General features: G+C 61.8%; 20 protein-coding genes. 7 read left to right on the top strand and 13 right to left on the bottom strand.

Annotated elements, in window-relative coordinates:
• The coding region (locus QZL67_RS00160) for an MATE family efflux transporter (protein ID WP_292919558.1) at positions 1-1,384 on the bottom strand (1,384 nt) is incomplete at its 3' end.
• Between the two features lie 150 nt (positions 1,385-1,534).
• Here QZL67_RS00160 and QZL67_RS00155 point away from each other — a divergent pair.
• Positions 1,535-2,290 carry an exodeoxyribonuclease III gene (locus QZL67_RS00155; RefSeq protein ID WP_022288767.1) on the top strand — a complete coding sequence of 252 codons (756 nt, stop codon included), beginning with the start codon at positions 1,535-1,537 and terminating at the stop codon, positions 2,288-2,290.
• Between the two features lie 79 nt (positions 2,291-2,369).
• Here the strand turns inward: QZL67_RS00155 and rpsR are convergent, their stop codons facing one another.
• Genes rpsR through rpsF form a run of 3 tightly spaced genes read right to left on the bottom strand, consistent with a single transcriptional unit; the run spans position 2,370 to position 3,412 of the window.
• The gene (rpsR, locus tag QZL67_RS00150) at positions 2,370-2,621 is read right to left on the bottom strand and encodes a 30S ribosomal protein S18 (RefSeq protein WP_022288766.1); all 252 of its coding nucleotides are present in this window, start codon (positions 2,619-2,621) and stop codon (positions 2,370-2,372) included.
• Between the two features lie 23 nt (positions 2,622-2,644).
• Positions 2,645-3,103, bottom strand: a complete 459-nt coding sequence (locus tag QZL67_RS00145) for a single-stranded DNA-binding protein (RefSeq protein ID WP_022288765.1) — start codon at positions 3,101-3,103, stop codon at positions 2,645-2,647.
• Between the two features lie 12 nt (positions 3,104-3,115).
• Positions 3,116-3,412: a 30S ribosomal protein S6 gene (rpsF, locus tag QZL67_RS00140; protein ID WP_022288764.1), complete on the bottom strand. Its 297-nt coding sequence runs from the start codon at positions 3,410-3,412 to the stop codon at positions 3,116-3,118.
• 213 nt (positions 3,413-3,625) lie between these two features.
• On the opposite strand from rpsF, the gene QZL67_RS00135 reads away from it, so the two are divergent.
• Positions 3,626-4,024 carry a VOC family protein gene (locus QZL67_RS00135; RefSeq protein WP_022288763.1) on the top strand — a complete coding sequence of 133 codons (399 nt, stop codon included), beginning with the start codon at positions 3,626-3,628 and terminating at the stop codon, positions 4,022-4,024.
• Positions 4,025-4,103: 79 nt separating this feature from the next.
• Here QZL67_RS00135 and QZL67_RS00130 read toward each other — a convergent pair whose 3' ends face one another.
• The 4 genes from QZL67_RS00130 to rpsT form a co-directional block, all read right to left on the bottom strand.
• Entirely contained in the window at positions 4,104-4,343 is a 240-nt protein-coding gene (locus QZL67_RS00130) for a GlsB/YeaQ/YmgE family stress response membrane protein (protein WP_022288762.1), read from the bottom strand.
• A gap of 16 nt (positions 4,344-4,359) precedes the next feature.
• Positions 4,360-4,980, bottom strand: coding sequence for a TatD family nuclease-associated radical SAM protein (locus QZL67_RS00125; RefSeq protein ID WP_022288761.1), 621 nt, complete (start codon positions 4,978-4,980; stop codon positions 4,360-4,362).
• A gap of 5 nt (positions 4,981-4,985) precedes the next feature.
• A complete protein-coding gene (locus QZL67_RS00120) occupies positions 4,986-5,753 on the bottom strand; it encodes a TatD family hydrolase (RefSeq protein ID WP_022288760.1) in 768 nt (255 codons plus the stop codon).
• A gap of 145 nt (positions 5,754-5,898) precedes the next feature.
• Positions 5,899-6,162: a 30S ribosomal protein S20 gene (gene rpsT / locus QZL67_RS00115; RefSeq protein ID WP_022288759.1), complete on the bottom strand. Its 264-nt coding sequence runs from the start codon at positions 6,160-6,162 to the stop codon at positions 5,899-5,901.
• 189 nt (positions 6,163-6,351) lie between these two features.
• On the opposite strand from rpsT, the gene gpr reads away from it, so the two are divergent.
• Positions 6,352-7,248, top strand: coding sequence for a GPR endopeptidase (gene gpr, locus QZL67_RS00110; protein ID WP_022288758.1), 897 nt, complete (start codon positions 6,352-6,354; stop codon positions 7,246-7,248).
• Positions 7,249-7,281: 33 nt separating this feature from the next.
• Here gpr and spoIIP read toward each other — a convergent pair whose 3' ends face one another.
• From spoIIP to QZL67_RS00085, 5 genes are all read right to left on the bottom strand, one after another.
• Complete coding sequence (gene spoIIP / locus QZL67_RS00105) at positions 7,282-8,442, bottom strand: stage II sporulation protein P (protein ID WP_022288757.1); 1,161 nt, start codon at positions 8,440-8,442, stop codon at positions 7,282-7,284.
• A 96-nt stretch (positions 8,443-8,538) separates the two neighbouring features.
• On the bottom strand, positions 8,539-10,056 hold the full coding sequence (gene gpmI, locus QZL67_RS00100) for a 2,3-bisphosphoglycerate-independent phosphoglycerate mutase (RefSeq protein ID WP_022288756.1): 1,518 nt from the start codon (positions 10,054-10,056) through the stop codon (positions 8,539-8,541).
• An 83-nt stretch (positions 10,057-10,139) separates the two neighbouring features.
• Positions 10,140-10,913 carry a triose-phosphate isomerase gene (gene tpiA, locus QZL67_RS00095; protein WP_022288755.1) on the bottom strand — a complete coding sequence of 258 codons (774 nt, stop codon included), beginning with the start codon at positions 10,911-10,913 and terminating at the stop codon, positions 10,140-10,142.
• Between the two features lie 297 nt (positions 10,914-11,210).
• The gene (pgk, locus tag QZL67_RS00090; protein WP_022288754.1) at positions 11,211-12,407 is read right to left on the bottom strand and encodes a phosphoglycerate kinase; all 1,197 of its coding nucleotides are present in this window, start codon (positions 12,405-12,407) and stop codon (positions 11,211-11,213) included.
• 121 nt (positions 12,408-12,528) lie between these two features.
• Entirely contained in the window at positions 12,529-13,020 is a 492-nt protein-coding gene (locus tag QZL67_RS00085) for a tRNA (cytidine(34)-2'-O)-methyltransferase (RefSeq protein WP_292919556.1), read from the bottom strand.
• Between the two features lie 354 nt (positions 13,021-13,374).
• Here QZL67_RS00085 and QZL67_RS00080 point away from each other — a divergent pair, with 354 nt between their 5' ends.
• The 4 genes from QZL67_RS00080 (at position 13,375) to QZL67_RS00065 (ending at position 17,112) form a co-directional block, all read left to right on the top strand.
• Positions 13,375-14,517: a DapH/DapD/GlmU-related protein gene (locus QZL67_RS00080; RefSeq protein ID WP_022288752.1), complete on the top strand. Its 1,143-nt coding sequence runs from the start codon at positions 13,375-13,377 to the stop codon at positions 14,515-14,517.
• 60 nt (positions 14,518-14,577) lie between these two features.
• Positions 14,578-15,537: a ribose-phosphate pyrophosphokinase gene (locus tag QZL67_RS00075; protein WP_022288751.1), complete on the top strand. Its 960-nt coding sequence runs from the start codon at positions 14,578-14,580 to the stop codon at positions 15,535-15,537.
• A 146-nt stretch (positions 15,538-15,683) separates the two neighbouring features.
• On the top strand, positions 15,684-16,268 hold the full coding sequence (gene pth, locus QZL67_RS00070; RefSeq protein WP_022288750.1) for an aminoacyl-tRNA hydrolase: 585 nt from the start codon (positions 15,684-15,686) through the stop codon (positions 16,266-16,268).
• A 25-nt stretch (positions 16,269-16,293) separates the two neighbouring features.
• Positions 16,294-17,112: a hypothetical protein gene (locus QZL67_RS00065; protein ID WP_022288749.1), complete on the top strand. Its 819-nt coding sequence runs from the start codon at positions 16,294-16,296 to the stop codon at positions 17,110-17,112.
• The last annotated feature ends 204 nt before the right edge of the window (positions 17,113-17,316 follow it).

Here is a 17,316-nt window from a genome sequence, read left to right as displayed (position 1 = left end):
CGTCCGGTCCTGCCCGGCCCCGCCGGTCCCGGTCCGCCAGGGACCCGTGGCGCTTCCACCGCCCGGAGAGATAGTAGAGGGCGGACAGCGTGAACCCCAGCATCCAGCCGATGCCGATGCCATAGTACATATAGGAAGAGCCGAAGTGGTTGGCCAGCCAGTACACTGCGGGGACCCGCAGCAGAATCAGGGAAAAAATGGCGTCCAGCATGGGGAACATGCTCTCCCCCGCTCCCCGCATGGCGTTGTTCAGGGAGAACATCACAGCGAAGATGGCGTAAAAGGGCATGATGCACCGCAGATACACCGCGCCGGCGTCGATCACCGCCGGCGTGTCGGAGAACAGCCCCACCAGGTCCGCCCCGAAGGGGATCAGGACCGCCGCCATCAGCAGCGACCACACCACGGAGGAGGCCACCGTCACCCGGATGCCCTGCCGGGCACGGTCCAGCTGCCGGGCGCCGATGTTCTGCCCCACGAAGGCGGTGACGGCGTTGGAAAGGCTCTGGACCGGCAGGAAAGCCAGCTGGTCCAGACGGTAGCCCACATTGTACCCGGCGGTAAACTCCTTGCCGAAGGTGTTGATCTTACTCATCACCACCATGGCCCCCAGGGCCACCAGGGACATCTGGATGCCTGCCGGCAGTCCGATGCCCATGATCTGGCCGAAGAGACTGCGGTCAAAGCGGCGGCAGAAGGGTCGGATGGCGATCTGGGGATAGCGGCGGTTGATGTACCAGAGGCCGTAGAGCCAGGAAAAAGCCTGGGAGACCACCGTGCCGATGGCCACGCCGAACACACCCCAGCCGCACGCCAGCACCAGAATCAAATCCAGCGCGATGTTCAAAAGCGCCGCTACCGCCAAGAAGCGCAGTGTGGTGCTGCTGTTGCCCAGTCCCCCCAGGATACCGGCGTTGAGGTTGTAGCCGATGGTGCCCACCAGCCCTGCGCACACCACCGTGAGATAGAGCCAGGCGTCATCGTAGGCGGTGGCGTCCACCCGCAGCAAAAAGAGAATGGGCTTCACCAGTCCCACTGCCAGCAGCGTCACCGGGACGGCGCTGACCGTAAAAGCGGTGTAGATGGTGTCCACCGCGTCCCGGACCCGGTCCAGCTCCCCGGCGCCGTAAAACTGGGCGATGACCACTGTGCCGCCGTTGGCAAGGCCCATGAACAGCGACGTGAACATGAAAATCACCGGAAAGCCGATGCCCACGGCCGCCAGGGCCGCGTCGCCCACGTACTGGCCCACCACCCAGCTGTCCACCATGTTGTAGAGCTGCTGGAGAAAGCTCCCCGCCAACAGCGGCAGGGCAAAGAGTATGATGTGCCGGGCAGGGCTGCCCTCCGTCATATTCCGCAGTCCGCCGTTGGTTGTGTCCATGGCTGTTCCTCCTCCCTCTTGCGTCGGCTCCCGCCGGCGCGTGAGATGCCTTTTCTCTACTGTACCGCGTTTGGCTGCCGGGGGCAATCTTGTTTTTCAGCAAAAGATCGGATACAATGAAAAAAATGCTTTTGCCAAAGGAGAACAATCATGAAACTGGTGTCCTGGAACGTCAATGGCCTGCGGGCCTGCCTGGGAAAGGGCTTTCTGGATTTCTGCGCCTTCGCCGACGCGGATATCATCTGCCTGCAGGAGACGAAGATGCGGCCGGAGCAGGCGTCTTTCGATCTGCCGGGCTACGAGCGCTACTGGAACAGCGCCGACAAGGCCGGATACTCCGGCACTGCCGTCTTCACCCGCAAGACGCCCCTGGCCGTCACCTATGACTTCGGCATCGACGAGCACCGCCACGAGGGCCGGGTCATCACGGCGGAGTACCCGGAATTCTATCTGGTCTGCTGCTACACCCCCAACTCCAAGGACCAGCTGGCCCGGCTGGATTACCGCATGGCCTGGGAGGACGACATCCGGGAGTACCTCCTGGAGCTGGATGCGAAAAAGCCGGTGGTGTACTGCGGGGACCTGAACGTGGCCCACACAGAAAAAGACATCAAAAACCCTGGTCCCAACCGCCGCAATCCCGGCTTTACCGACGAGGAACGGGAGAAGATGACAAAGCTGCTGGATTCCGGCTTTGTGGATACCTTCCGCTACCTCTATCCCGACAAGACCGGGGCCTATTCCTGGTGGAGCTACCGCTTCAACGCCCGGAAGAACAATGCCGGGTGGCGGATCGACTATTTTATCGTCTCGGAGCGGCTCCGGGACAAGATCAAAAACGCCGACATCTGGAGCGAGGTGCTGGGCAGCGACCACTGCCCGGTGGTGCTGGAACTGGATGTGTGAGGCGTCTTTCCCGAAAGGCATGAAAAAAACGCCCCGTCCATTCGGACGGGGCGTTTTGCCGCTTGAAAAACCGCGCGCCTTAGTCGGTGACGTAGGGCAGCAGAGCGATCTGACGGGCCCGCTTGATGGCCTCAGTCAGCTGACGCTGATGCATGGCGCAGGTGCCGGTGGTCCGGCGGGGCAGGATCTTGGAGCGCTCGGAAACAAACCGACGCAGCTTGGCAGCATCCTTATAATCGATGAACTCGCACTTGTCCGCGCAGAACTGGCAGACCTTACGGCGTTTGCCGCGCATGGGACGAGCGGGTCTGGATTCACGATCGAAAGCCATGATTGGTTCCTCCTTTATCAAAATCAGAACGGCAGTTCGCCGTCTTCCTCGCCGATCTCGGCGAAGTCAGAGTGGCCGCCGGAGGGTGCGGGACTGGAATAGCCGCCGCCCGCGGGGGCACTGTAGGAAGCGGGTGCGCCGCCGAAATCGCCGGCGCTGTCGCGCTTGGAATCGCCGAAATAGATGTTATCGGCGACGATCTCCGTGGCGACACGTTTTCCGCCCTCCCGGTCCGTCCAGTCCCGGGTCTGCAGCCGGCCCTCCACCACAGCCATACGGCCCTTGGTGAAGTACTTGCTGACGAACTCGGCAGTGGCGCGCCAGGCGACGACATCGAAGAAGTCCGCCTGCTTGCTCCCATCCTGGCTCTTGAAGTCACGGTCGACCGCAATGCGGAAAGACGTGACGGCAGTGCCGGATTGGGTGCGCCGCAGCTCCGGGTCCTTGACCAGACGGCCCATGATGATGACCTTGTTGAGCATCGAAATGCCTCCTTATTCGCCCTTGCAGACGATCAGGGAACGCATGATGCCATCCGTGATGCGAAGAACACGGTCCAGCTCCTTCGGGAAAGAAGGATCGCTGGTGAAGCTCATCAGGACGTAGTAGCCTTCGTTCTTGAAATTGATGGGATAAGCCAGCTTGCGGCTGCCCCACTCTTCCACTTCCACAGCGGAACCGTTCTGCTCGGCCAGGGTCTTGAACTTCGCCACCAGCGCGGCGGTGTTCTCCTCACCCTGTGCAGGGTCGATGATATAAACGACCTCATAATTGGCAGAAACCTTTGCCATTGTTGCACCTCCTTCTGGACAAATGGCCCTCATTCTTGAGATGAGAGCAAGGATATGCCTGCATACTGCAAGCCTTATTATTATATAGGAATCAGGACAAATGTCAAGGAAAAATTTCAAATTTTCCAAAAAACAAGCCTAAATTCCGGGGATTTTCTTTTTCCGGGAAATATGATACATTGAAACAAACCACATATTAAGGAGGAAACGATCATGCAGGAGCACTATCAGGGCCTGGGCCACATTGCCGTCCACACCCGGGACATGGACGGGAGCATCGCCTTTTACGAGAAGATCGGCGGAAGCCTCTTCCGCCGGGACGCAGTTTCTACACCGGATGGGGAAAAGCAGCTGGCGCTGGTGTCCTTCGGCGGCTTTTTGCTGGAACTGATCCAGTCCCCGGTGCCCGTGCCCATGGGCGAGGGCAATATCCCCCACTTTGCGGTGTATGTGGACGACGTGGATGCTGCGGCCGCTGCCATTCAGGCCGCCGGGGTGGATACCTTCCTCAAGCCGGAAAAAACGGTGCTGCCCAAGACCTTCGGCGGGCTGGAAAACCGCTTTTTCACCGGTCCCTCCGGGGAGCAGATCGAGCTTCTGCACATGCTCTGAGCCTTGCCCCAAAGCAGGGAAAACCGGGTGTACCCAACCTGGGTACGCCCGGTTTTTTGTGTGATGACAGGCGGGACAATCAGCCGAAGAGGCGGCGTCCCAGCCAGATGAAGAGGCACGCCCCCACCACATTCACCACCAGCGTGGCGATGAAGCCGTAGGCGTAAAAGCCCAGGAAGGCGCACACAAAGCTGCCCACAAAGGAGCCGATGACCCCTACCACGATGTTGCGCAGCAAGCCGCCCTTGGTGCCCATCAGGTGGCCGGCGATCCAGCCCACCAGGGCGCCCATGATTAAAGAACCCAATAATCGAAACATGATAGATACGCTCCGTTTAATCCTTGATGTATTCCCGCACCCGGTAGGTGGCGCCGATCTCATCTTCGCAGATCTTCCGGCAAGCCTCGATCTCCTCCGGCGGGATGGTATCCACCACGGTCATCATGACAGTGGGGACGTACTTGCGGACCTCTTTCGTAAAGTCCTTCATGGCTTCATAGGCGTTTTCCTGCTGGGGGTGGCACAGCGCATTGTACTTTTCCGCTGTGTCGGTGTTGAGGGACACGGAGACCATGTCGAACCGGCCGGCAAAGTCCGGGGCGATGTCCCGGCCGTTGATGAGAGAGCCGGTGCCGTTGGTGTCCATACGGGTGAAGATCTTCTCCCCCTTGGCCTTCATCTGGTCGATGACCCAGCAGATATCGTCGAAGCGGTAGCTGGGCTCGCCGAAGCCCACGAACACCAGCTGCTTGTACTTGGAGAGGTCGTGGCTCTCGATGGAGGAGAGGATCTCCTCCCGGGTGGGCTCCCGCATGAGCCAGAGGTTGTGGGTGTAGATGCTGCCGCCGTGGCCGTTGTGCCGCAGGCAGAACTCGCAGTTGAAATTGCAGCGGTTGGTGGGGTTCACATACAGGTTGTCCCCATACTCATAGGTGATCGTAAATCCTTTTTCCATGTTGATTACTCCAATCCAAACAGTCGTTTTCCGTTTTGCCAGGTGATCTCCGTCAGTTCCTCCGGCGTGACGCCCTTCCACTCTGCCAGCTTTTCTACCACATAGGACAGATACCGGCTGTCGTTCCGCTTGCCCCGGAAGGGCACCGGCGCCATGTAGGGGGCGTCGGTCTCAATGACGATCCGGTTCAGCGGGGTAACGGCGGCCACCTCCGGTGCCCGCTTGGCATTTTTATAGGTGATAGGGCCGTCAAACCCCAGATACCAGCCCTGCTTCAAAAGCTCCTGGGCCATTTCGGGACTTCCTGAGAAGCAGTGGAACACCCCCCGCAGCTCCGGGTAGTCCAGCACGATCCGCAGGCTGTCTCCGTGGGCCTCCCGGTCATGGATGATGACGGGCAGATCCAGCTCCAGCGCCAGTTCAATCTGGCGGCGGAACACCTGCTCCTGAAAATCCCGGGGCGGATTCTCCTTCCAGTAGTAGTCCAGTCCGATCTCCCCCACGGCCACCACCTTCTCCCGGCGGCACAGTTCCCGGATCACGCCGAAGTCGGCATCAGTGCAGCCGGCGCAGTCCTCCGGGTGGATGCCCACGGCGGCGTAAACGTGGTCGAACCGCTCCGCAAGCGTCACCGCCTCCCGGGAGGAGGCCACGTCGCAGCCGGGGTCCACCACCAGACCAACGCCGGCGCCGGGCAGGGCGGCGAGCACCGCCTCCCGGTCCGATGCGAATTGGTCGGCGTCATAGTGGGCATGGGTATCAAAAATGGGCATACAGGCACCTCACATTGTTTCATGTACCGCTATTCTACCACGGCCGCGGCAAAAAGAAAGGGTCAGAATGTAAAAAATCCCCGGGGTCACCCGGAGAGGCATGAAAAAAAGGACATCCTGACGGATGTCCTTTCTGTTCGCTCGATCAGCCGATCTTGTTGAGCTTCAGGGTCATGGCGCTCTTGCGATGAGCAGCCGTGTTCTTGTGCAGAACGCCCTTGGCAACTGCCTGATCGACTTTCTTCACTGCAACCTTGTAAGCGCCATCGGCCTCGGTGCGATTGCCTTCTGCGGCAGCAGCCTCGAACTTCTTGATGGCGGTCTTCAGCTCGGACTTCGTGGCCTTGTTGCGAGCGTTTCTCACTTCAGCGATCAGAACGCGCTTCTTGGCAGACTTAATATTCGGCAAACCAAACACCTCCTTAGGCAAAATCCAGCGGTGGAACAAAAACCCACCGTGCAGAATGATATTTTAGCAGGAAACTTCCTAAAAAGCAAGCTTTTTTTTGCAATTTCCGTTCACTTTTTGTATATTGTGCCGCGGGATGCAAAACCTAGGGCCACAACCACAAGATTTTGTGTCTGGGAGGGGTGCTTTTTGTTTATAAAACGCACGGATCTGGCGCTGGAGGCCCGGGAATTGTGGCAGGAGTCTGCGGAGCGGACTACGCGTCTGGCGGGGGTCAAGGCCATCAAGAGCAAGCAGGAGGGCTATCCGGTGACCCGGGTGGACATTCTGGATGAGCGGGGCGAGGAGGCCCTGGGCAAACCCCGGGGCAGCTACCTGACCATTGACCTGACCACCTTCTGGCAGCGCAAGGCCGATTTTTTTGAGCGGGCGGTCCGGGCGGTGGGAAGCCAGCTCAAGTCGCTGCTGCCGCCGGAGGGGGCGGCGCTGGTGGTGGGACTTGGCAACCGGTCCATGACACCGGACGCGGTGGGGCCGCTGGCGGCGGACAGCGTCCTCATCACCCGACACCTGATCGCTGCCATGCCGAAGCACTTTGCCGGGTTCCGCCCGGTGGCGGTGCAGCGCACCGGCGTGCTGGGCACCACGGGGGTGGAGTCCGCCGAGGCGGTGCGGGGACTGGTGGAGCAGGTGCAGCCGGCCATGGTCATCGCGGTGGATGCCCTGGCCTCCCGGCGAGTGGGGCGGGTTTGCGCCACGGTGCAGCTGAGCGACACCGGCATCATCCCCGGCTCCGGCGTGGGAAACCACCGTTCGGCGCTGAATCAGGAGACACTGGGGGTGCCGGTCTTTTCCATCGGCATCCCCACGGTGGTGGATGCCGCCACGCTGGCGGTGGATCTGCTGGAGGAGGCCGGCGTGGAGCATGTGGACGGAGACAAGCTGCGCCGCAACCGGAAGAATCTGATGGTCACCCCCCAGGACATCGACCAGCAGATCCGGGATCTGAGCAAGGTGGTGGGCTACGGCATCAACTGGGCGCTCCAGGATCTGGAAATCGAGGAGATCAACGCCCTGCTGTCCTGAAAAAAGCGCCGGGCGAAAACCGCCCGGCGTTTGTTATTTGCTGCGGGATTCCAGCACCTCCACCATCCGCTGGGCGAAGAGCCGCCCCGCCAGCGCCGCCTCCTCCGGGGAGTTTCCGGCAGCGCCCACCTCCACCAGCAGCGAGCCGGTGGTGGCGTGCTGGTTGTAGCGGGAATTGCGCAGCAGAATGGGCCGCATCAGTGTGGGATAGGACGTGAGCAGGTCCTCCTGGAGGGCTACTGCCAGCTTCAGGTTTTCCATCCAGTTGGGATGGGGCAGCCCGCTGCCGTCGCTGCCCACCACCAGCGTCAGCTGGGCGGCGGTGCCCACGCCGTCGATGGAGGAGACGACCTTGTACTCGTTACCTTGGCTGTCTTCAATGGCGTCCCGGTGGACGTCCAGGATGAAGCGCAGAGAGGGATATTGGGCCAGGTAGCTCTCAATGGCCGCCAGAGAGCGGTCGTAGGCCTCGTTATAGGAGGGATAGTCGTACAACGTCCGGTCGTGGAGCACAGAGATGCCCGCCTCGCTGAACACGTCTGCCATCTCATCTCCCACCTGCACTACGTTGTAGCGGGAGTCGGTGGTGCGGTGGTTGCCGGACCAGACCACCTCCGTCCCGGCCACCGGCGTGTAGGCCTCGCTGCCGTGGGTGTGGAGGATCAGGATCTGGGGGCCGTCGTCTGCCAGCTCCGCGTCAAAGGTGTCCGTCAGGGCGGTGACGTCCAGGGTGTGGTCGGTGGTGTTGGAGATGTAGGCCCGTCCGCAGACGGTGTAGCCGCTGGGGTCTGTGGGAACCAGCGTCCGGGCGGGGATGCCGTTGTCCGCAGCGTCTGCCGCATCCAGGGGCGTCTCCTCCACCGGCGTGGTCACAAGCTCCTCCTCTTCCCCGTCGCCGGCGGATTCGGCCCGCTCCGTGGACCACAGCTCTGCCACCGCCGTCCGGGCGGAGAGCAGCAGCGGGGACTCCCCCAGCGTCAGTACTGCCGCCGGGGACAGGGTGTCCCGCACCCACAGCTCCCCCAGCTCCCACCGCAGTGCCCCCATGGGGGACGATTCCCGCAATGCCTTCCAGGCGCCGGCGGCGGTTTCGCTGCCGGCGGTGACGGTGACCGCCCACAAGGTCCCGGCCGCGAGACCCGCGGCACCCAGCCGGCGGCCCAGGCTCCGCAGGCGTGTTGTCATTCGTTTCATGTGCTTCACCTCTGGGACAACCTTATGCGCCCGTGGCACCGAATATGCCCGCAAAAAAACGCCGCCCGGAAACTCCGGGCGGCGAAGAAATGGGATTTACTTAATAATGAGAGAGGTTCCGTCCATCTCGTCGGGGCAGGCCAGGCCCATCACATCCAGCATGGTGGGGGCGATGTCTGCAAGGCGCCCGCCCTGGCGCAGCTCCGTTCCGGCGCCGCAGAGGATGAAGGGCACCGGATTGGTGGTGTGGGCGGTCATGGGAGAGCCGTCGGGCTCGGTCATCTGCTCGGCGTTGCCGTGGTCAGCGGTGATCATGGCGATGCCGCCCATCTTCAGCGTGGCGTCCACCACCTTGCCGACGCAGGTGTCCACGGTCTCCACGGCCTTCACGGCGGCGTCAAACACGCCGGTGTGGCCCACCATGTCGCAGTTGGCAAAGTTCAAAATCACCACGTCGTAGGCACCAGACTCGATCCGCTCCACGCACTTGTCACAGACCTCATGGGCGCTCATCTCCGGCTGGAGGTCATAAGTGGCCACCTTGGGAGAGGGCACCAGCACCCGGTCCTCCCCGGGGAACACCGTCTCGGAGCCGCCGTTGAAGAAGAACGTGACATGGGCGTATTTCTCCGTCTCGGCGATCCGCAGCTGGGTCATGCCCATCTGGCTGAGGTACTCGCCCAGACCGTTGCGCACGGAGGTCCGGGGGAAGGCCACTTCCACGTTGGGCATGGAGGCGTCGTACTCCGTGTTGCACACGAAGGTCAGGGGGAAGATCTGGCGGGTGAAGCCGTCAAACGCCGGGTCCACCAGCGCCCGGGTGATCTCCCGGGCCCGGTCGGGCCGGAAGTTGAAGAAGATGACGCTGTCGTTGTCGGAGATGGTACCGTCCCGGTCGCAGACCACGGGCTCCACAAACTCGTCGGTGACGCCGGCGGCGTAGGAGTCCTTCACGGCGGCCACGGGCACGGGGTTGAAGGTGGAGCCTTCACCGTAGACCATGGCGTCATAGGCCATCTCCACCCGATCCCAGCGCTTGTCCCGATCCATGGCGTAGTAGCGGCCCATCACCGTTGCGATCTTGCCCACGCCCACTTCCCGGCACTTTTCCACGGTCTGGGTTACGAAATCCGCGCCGGAGGTGGGAGAGACGTCCCGGCCGTCCAGGAAGGCGTGGATATAGACCTTGGTGAGGCCCTTGTCCTTTGCCATCTGCAAAAGGGCGAAGAGGTGATCCAGGTGGGAGTGGACACCGCCGTCGGACAAAAGGCCCATCAGGTGCAGGGAGGTTCCTTTTTCCAGGCAGGCGTCCATGGCGTGCACATACGCCTCATTGTGGAAGAAGGTGCCGTCGGTGATGGACTTGGTGATCCGGGGCAGGTCCTGAAACACCACCCGGCCGGCGCCGATGTTGGTGTGCCCTACCTCGCTGTTGCCCATCTGTCCTGCGGGAAGGCCCACGTCCAGGCCGGAGGCCTGGAGGGTCGTGTGGGCAAATTCCTGCAAAAACTCATCCAGCCGGGGGGTGGCGGCGGCCTTGACGGCATTGCCGTCGGCGGCGTCGGAGAGGCCGAAGCCGTCCATGATGATGAGAGTAGTCGGTGTTTTATTCATAATGAACAGGATTCCTCATTTCCATAATCAGCTGTCAGACTCGCCGGGGCGGCGGCGCCGTACCCGGATGAAGCACAGCAGGCTCACTCCTGGTTGGCGGCGTTGATGATGTCCACGAACTGCTCGGGCTTCAGGGCGGCACCGCCGATGAGGCCGCCGTCAATGTCGGGCTGGGCCAGCAGCTCCGCGGCGTTCTTGGGGTTCATGGAGCCGCCGTACTGGATGGTGACGGAGCGGGCCACCCGGGCGCCGTACAGAGCGCGGATGGTGGCGCGGATGTTGCCGCAGACCTCACCGGCCTGCTCGGCAGTGGCGGTCTTGCCGGTGCCGATGGCCCAGATGGGCTCGTAGGCGATGATGCAGCGGCGCAGCTTGTCGGCGGGCACGCCGTACAGGGCGCTCTTGACCTGCAGGGCGATCCACTCGTTGGTGACGCCGGTCTCCCGCTGCTCCAGGCTCTCACCCACGCAGATGATGGGATTCATGCCGGCGTTCAGCACGGCGTGGACCTTCTTGTTGACGGTGGTGTCGGTCTCGCAGAAATACTGCCGCCGCTCGCTGTGGCCCACGATGACATACTTGACGCCCAGGTCCTTGAGCATCTCGGCGGAGACTTCACCGGTATAGGCGCCCTTCTCCTCAAAGTAGACGTTCTCGGCGCCCACGGAGATGCGCAGGTCCTTGAAGACCTTGGCGGCGGTCTGGATGTTGCAGGCGGGGACGCAGATCAGCGTCTCGCACCACTTGGCGCGGGGCATGATCTTCTTCATGTCCTCGGCGAACTTCTTGGTCTCGGTAGCAGTCATGTTCATCTTCCAGTTGCCGGCGATGACGGTCTTGCGATATCTGCGATTCATTTCCTTGATTTCTCCTTTTATGTGATGTGGATCGTTTCCGCGCCTGCGGCGCGGGAGTTATTCCTGGCGGCATCCGCTGCTTTTAAACGTAAACTACTATCTTATACAGAAGATCCGCCGGTTTGTCAAGTTAAAGTTCCTGCGGGGCAGGATATCCCGGAGGGAAAAGATTTTAGGCGTCCAGCAAGCAGGCGACGCCGGGCCGGGCTCCCCTTGGGAACCCCGGCCATTGGAATACGCGCTGACGCGCGGCTCCCTGCGCTGCGCTTGGTCGCGGAACTGCCCGGGGGAAAGTTTTTAAGCGTCCAGCAGGCAGGCGACGCCGGGCAGTTCCTTGCCCTCCATGAACTCCAGGCTGGCACCGCCGCCGGTGGAGATGTGGGTCATCTTGTCGGCGTAGCCCAGCTGCTGCACGGCAGCTGCGCTGTCGCCGCCGCCGATGATGGTGATGGCGCTGGTTTTGCTCAGGGCCTCGGCCACAGCCTCGGTGCCCTTGGCGAAGGCGGGGAACTCAAAGACGCCCATGGGGCCGTTCCAGATCACGGTGCCGGCGTCCTTCACGGCGTCGCAGTAGAGCTTCACGGTCTCGGGGCCAATGTCCAGGCCCTGCCAGCCGTCGGGGATCTCCCCGGCCTTGACCACCTGGCTCTTGGCGTCGGGGGCGAAGGCGTCGGCGCAGACGGTGTCCACCGGCAGCAAGAGCTTGACGCCCTTGGCCGCGGCCTTTTCCACCATCTCATTGGCGTAGCCCTCCCAGTCGGCTTCCAGCAGGCTGTCACCCACCTTGCCGCCCTGGGCGGCAGAGAAGGTGTAGGCCATGCCGCCGCCGATGATGATGGTGTCGGCGATCTCCAGGAGGTTGTTGATGACGCCGATCTTGCTGGAGACCTTGCTGCCGCCCAGAATAGCCACCAGGGGCCGCTTGGGACTCTTCAGAGCGCCGCCGATGACTTCCAGCTCCTTCTGGATCAAAAAGCCGCTGACGGCGGGCAGATAGTCGGCAACACCGGCGGTGGAGGCATGGGCACGGTGCACGGCGCCGAAGGCGTCGGAGACATAGATCTCTGCCATGGAGGCCATGGCCTTGGCAAGCTCGGGGTCGTTCTTGGTCTCGCCCTTTTCAAAACGGGTGTTTTCCAGCAGCATGATCTCACCGGGTTTGAGGGCGGCGGCCTTGGCCTGGGCATCGGGGCCCACCACATCCTCGGCCATGATGACGGGTTTGCCCAGCAGCTCACTCAGACGCTTGGCCACGGGCTTGAGGCTCAGCGCCGGGTCGGGGCCGTTCTTGGGCTTGCCCAGGTGAGAGCAGGCGATGACGGCGGCGTTCTGGTCCAGCAGGTACTGGATGGTGGGCAGAGCGGCCCGGATGCGCTTGTCGTCGGTGATGACGCCGCTGCCGTCCTTGGCCAGGGGCACGTTGAAGTCGCAGCGCAGCAGGACCTTCTTGCCCTGAACGTCCACATCCCGGACGGTCTTTTTGTTGTAGTTCATAGGAAAGCCTCCGATTCGTAATGAATTTCAAAGTTCCTTGATGGGGGGAAATCAAAAGCGGCGCGCGGACGCCGCGGGATATCAAATAGTATGGGCAGTCTGGACCCGATTCACCCGGGGCTTACGCCTTTGCCATCTCTCCCGTGGCCTGCAATCCGGGAAAACCCGTCTGCCGCAGGGCCTCATATACGCATACCGCCACGGTGTTGGAGAGATTCAGACTGCGGGCCTCGGACACCATGGGGAGTCGGATGCACCGGTCATAGAACCGCTCCCGGAAGTCCTGGGGAAGGCCGGCGGTCTCCTTGCCGAAAAAGAGCCAGCTGTCCGGTGTGAAAACGGCCTCCTGATAGCTGCGGGGGGCCTTGGTGGTGGTGAGCCAGGCGTTTTCCGCTGCTTCGGGATGGAGCCGGAACAGCTCGGCCAGGTTTTCGTAGTCGAAGACCTCCACCAAATGCCAGTAATCCAGTCCTGCCCGCCGCACGGCTTTTTCCGAGATGTCAAAGCCCAGCGGGCGCACCAGATGCAGGCGGCTGCCGGTGGCGGCGCAGGTGCGGGCGATGTTGCCGCAGTTCTGCGGAATTTCCGGCTCTACCAGTACAATATTAAGCATAAAAACGGAAAAACCTCCCTTTTCCATACGAGCGAACTTCATTGTAATCCTTTGCCTGCGCAAATTCAACAGCAATATGAGAAGAAACGTAAAAATTCGGATAGAATCACGACAAAAAACGCGGTTTTTCTGCAATTTGCCGAAAAATGACGGATTTTTCGGCACAACCTTTTCTGCCCCGCCGGCCTTCCCGCAAGGGGCCGGAAAAGACGCCGAAAGCGGAACACAGGAAATTTCAAAAAGAAAATTCCTGAAAACACTGGATTTTTTACGGTCCTTTGTTATAATAAAAGAACGAGTGCACTGTTCCAGGGGGAATGGTGCCGCTATACGCTAAAAAGGAGGAACGCGAACATGAACTGTCCGCAGCGCGCCGTTTGTTTTCTGGAAGAAGACTCCTCCATCCCGGCGCACTCCAAACCGCTGATGCTGGAAGCCGTGCTGTTTTGCCCCATCCTCACATGGGTCGGCGACAAGTTGCAGGCCGATGGTGTCCAGCGGTTTTTTATCGTCTGTGGTCCGACCTTCGCGGAGGAAGTCCGCCGTTGTTTCCCGGCGGACGCAGATGTGATCGTCTCGGAACAGCAAAAGGATCTGATGGAGTTCCTGAACACACCGGACCAGGTGCTGGTGCTGCCCCGGGCGGCGCTGCCTCTGGAGGAGGCCGGCGTGGGATTTGTCTACCAGGCTCCCGGCTATGAGCTGCAGGAGAGCTGGAAGGAGCGGATGAGCAACAACGTCTCCGCAGCGGAGCTGGCCTCCGGCTGGCTGCCGGGCTACGGACCGGAGACCATCGCGGAGCTGGAACTGCTGCTGCGAGACCGGATCGTCAAGCGCCACATCCAAAACGGCGTGCGCGTTCTGGACCCCACCGCCGTCTATATCGACCCCCGGGTCACCATCGGCCGGGGGACCGTTATTCTGCCGGGGACCATCCTGCGGGGTGAGACCCACATCGGCTGCGGCTGCACCATCGGCCCCAACGCCATGGTACGGGACTGCACCGTGGGAGATGACACGGAGGTCAATGCCTCTCAGATCAACGAGAGCACCATCGGCAGCCGCACCCATGTGGGGCCCTTTGCCTATGTCCGGCCGGGCTGCACCATTGGGGACGACATCAAGGTGGGTGATTTCGTGGAGATCAAAAACTCCACCATCGGCGACGGGACCAAGATCTCTCACCTCACCTATGTGGGCGACAGCGACGTGGGCAAGAAGGTCAATTTCGGCTGCGGAACCGTCACCACCAATTACGACGGGTTCAAAAAATACCGCTGCACCATCGGTGACCGGGCATTTTTGGGCTGTAACACCAACCTGATCGCGCCGGTGACAGTGGGCGACGGCGCCTACACCGCGGCGGGCAGCACCATCACCGATGAGGTTCCTGCCGATGCGCTGGCAGTGGCTCGGGCCAGACAAAAGAACCTGGAGGGCTGGGCTGCGCGGCGGCGCAAGATCCATGAGAGCCAGGAGCAAAAAAACGAGCATTGACACGTACCACCGTTCCCAAAAACACGAAAGAAAAACGGAAAAGAAAGAGGGCGTTTGGAAATGATTTCCCACGGTAAAGATATTAAGGTATTCTGCGGAAACTCGAATCCCAAGCTGGCGGAGGACATCTGCAAGCTGATGGGCACCAAGCTGGGCGAGGCGGAGGTCGGCACCTTCTCCGACGGCGAGGTGTTCGTATCCCTGTACGAGACTGTCCGCGGCAGCGACGTGTTCGTGGTTCAGTCCACCTGCAACCCGGTGAACCAGAACCTGATGGAGCTGCTCATCATGATCGATGCGCTCAAGCGGGCATCCGCCGGCCGCATCACCGCCGTCATCCCCTACTACGGCTATGCCCGTCAGGACCGCAAGGCCAAGGCCCGCGATCCCATCACCGCCAAGCTGGTGGCCAACATGCTCACCGCTGCCGGTGCTGACCGCGTGCTGACCATGGACCTGCACGCCTCCCAGATCCAGGGCTTCTTCGACATCCCTGTGGACAACCTGGCCGGCAACCCCATCTTTGTGGATTACTACGCCAAGAAGTTCGGCACCGAGTGCGAGGACATCGTGGTGGTCTCCCCCGACGTGGGCTCCGTGGCCCGTGCCCGTGCCTTTGCCCAGAAGCTGCACATGAACCTGGCCATCGTGGACAAGCGCCGTCAGAAGGCCAACCAGTGCGAGGTCATGAACGTCATCGGCGACGTCCGGGACAAGGACTGCATCCTCTTCGACGACATGGTGGATACCGGCGGATCTCTGTGCAATGCCGCCCAGGCCCTGGTGGAAGTGGGCGGTGCCAAGAGCGTCCACGCCTGCGCGTCCCACGGTGTGCTCTCCGGCCCCGCCATTGACCGCATCAACAACAGCGTCATCAAGGAGCTGGCTCTGCTGGATACCATCCCGGCTATCGATCCCGGCAAGAGCGACAAGATCAAGTATCTGTCCGTGGCGCCCATGTTTGCCGAGGCCATCGAGCGCATCTATCAGGAGGTCTCCATCTCCAAGCTGTTCCGCTGAGCGGCAGCCCGGCACCCAAGAGAACAAGGCATCATCAAAGGCGGGAAAGGATACTTTCCCGCCTTTGCGGACGTTGGGAAACCGGATGCGCCGCCGGGAAAACCGCTTTCCCACAGACACCACTTTCAAAAATGAAGGAGCACCCTATGTTTGGAATGAAATCCGCCGCGGTGGACTGGCTGATCGTGGGCCTGGGCAATCCCGGCCAGAAATACGCCAACACCCGGCACAACATGGGCTTTCTCACCGTGGACCTGCTGGCGGAGCAGGCAGGGGTGAAGCTCAACAAGGTCAAGTTCAAATCCGCCTACAATATCCTCTCCTTCGCCGGGTGCAAGTGCCTGGTGATGAAGCCCCAGACCTATATGAACCTCTCCGGCGAGGCGGTGCGGGAGGCGGTCCAGTTCTACAAGATCCCCGCCGACCATGTGCTGGTGATCTACGATGACGTGTCGCTGCCCGTGGGCAAGATCCGGGTGCGGCCCACCGGCTCCGCCGGCGGACACAACGGCATCAAAAACATCATCGCCCACCTGGGCACCCAGGACTTTCCCCGCATCAAGATCGGCACCGGTGCCCCCGGCGAGGGCGGCGACATGATCGACTGGGTCATCGGCGTGCCCTCCCAGGCGGACCGGAAGGTGCTGCTGGAGAGCTTTGAGCGGGCCATCCAAGCGGCGGAGTGCATCATTGAGCACGGCTGCCAGAAGGCCATGAACGACTTCAACTGATTTTCCGTCAAGGAGGCGCTGCACCATGGGGATGCTTCGCTGGCTGAACCGTCACCGGTGGGGGTTCTCCCTGCTCTGGGCGGTTCCTGCGCTGCTTCTGGCGGCCGTCAGCCGGACCTGGCGGGTGGGCACCGTGTTCCTCGTCTGGATCCCTCTGGCCGTCGCTGTGGCCTGGCTGTACTTCACCTCTTTGGAAAAAGAGATAGCCCAGGCCCGGGAGGCCCTGGAGCGCTGTGACCCGGAGCCGCTGCTGCGGACCAGTCGGGAATTGGCAAAGCACTTTCCTCTGGAGACACCCCGCACCCGAAGCGTGGGGATCTCCCTGGGGCTGAGCGAATCCACCGCGCTGTTTTCCATGGGGCGTGCCCTGGAGGCCGCCCGGCTGCTGGATGAGCTGGAGCCGTGGGTACAGACGAGCGCCGGACCAAACCGGGCAACCTGGCTGCTGAACCGGGCGGCAGCGGCCTTGCGGGAGGAGGACGTCCCCCGGGCCCGGCGGTTTCTGGCGGAGGCGGAGCGGACCGTGGAGGCCATGGCGCCGGAGGGCCGAAAAGCCTCTGGCTGGGGGACGATTCTGGAGCGGTACCGCTGGCAGCTCCGGTTCCTGGAAAAGGAGCACCCCGCCCGATTGCTGGAGGAGGTGTGCTCCTGGCTGGAGCGGCCGGAGTCCCTTCGCCTTCAGGTGACGGACCACTATCACGCCGCCTGCTGCCTGCGTGCTCTGGGACGGACGGAGGAAGCTTGCCCCCACCTGGAATTCGCCGCGGAGTTCGGCGGCGGCCTGGAGATCCGGCGGCGAGCCGCGAACCTGCTAGAAGAGCTCCGGAGGCCGGAGACGCCGTAAGGGCCGCTGTTTTTCACCCGAGCGGAAAAGCGCAGGCGCTTTGCGCATAAGATCATACAGGGACACCCCCACCGCCCGTTGGAGCGGCGGGGTGATGTGCACTTCAAAACTTCCAAATTTTTACAAGGACTTGCGATCATGGAACAATTTCTCAAACAACTCCATACCATTCCCGAGGTGGCGGAACTGGTCCGGCGGGTGGAA

Origin of the sequence: Oscillibacter sp. CAG:155 (assembly GCA_000436875.1) — a bacterium.
Lineage (GTDB): Bacteria > Bacillota > Clostridia > Oscillospirales > Oscillospiraceae > Oscillibacter.
Note: the sequence above shows the minus strand (reverse complement) of the source record. Positions and strands in the feature narration are given on the sequence as shown.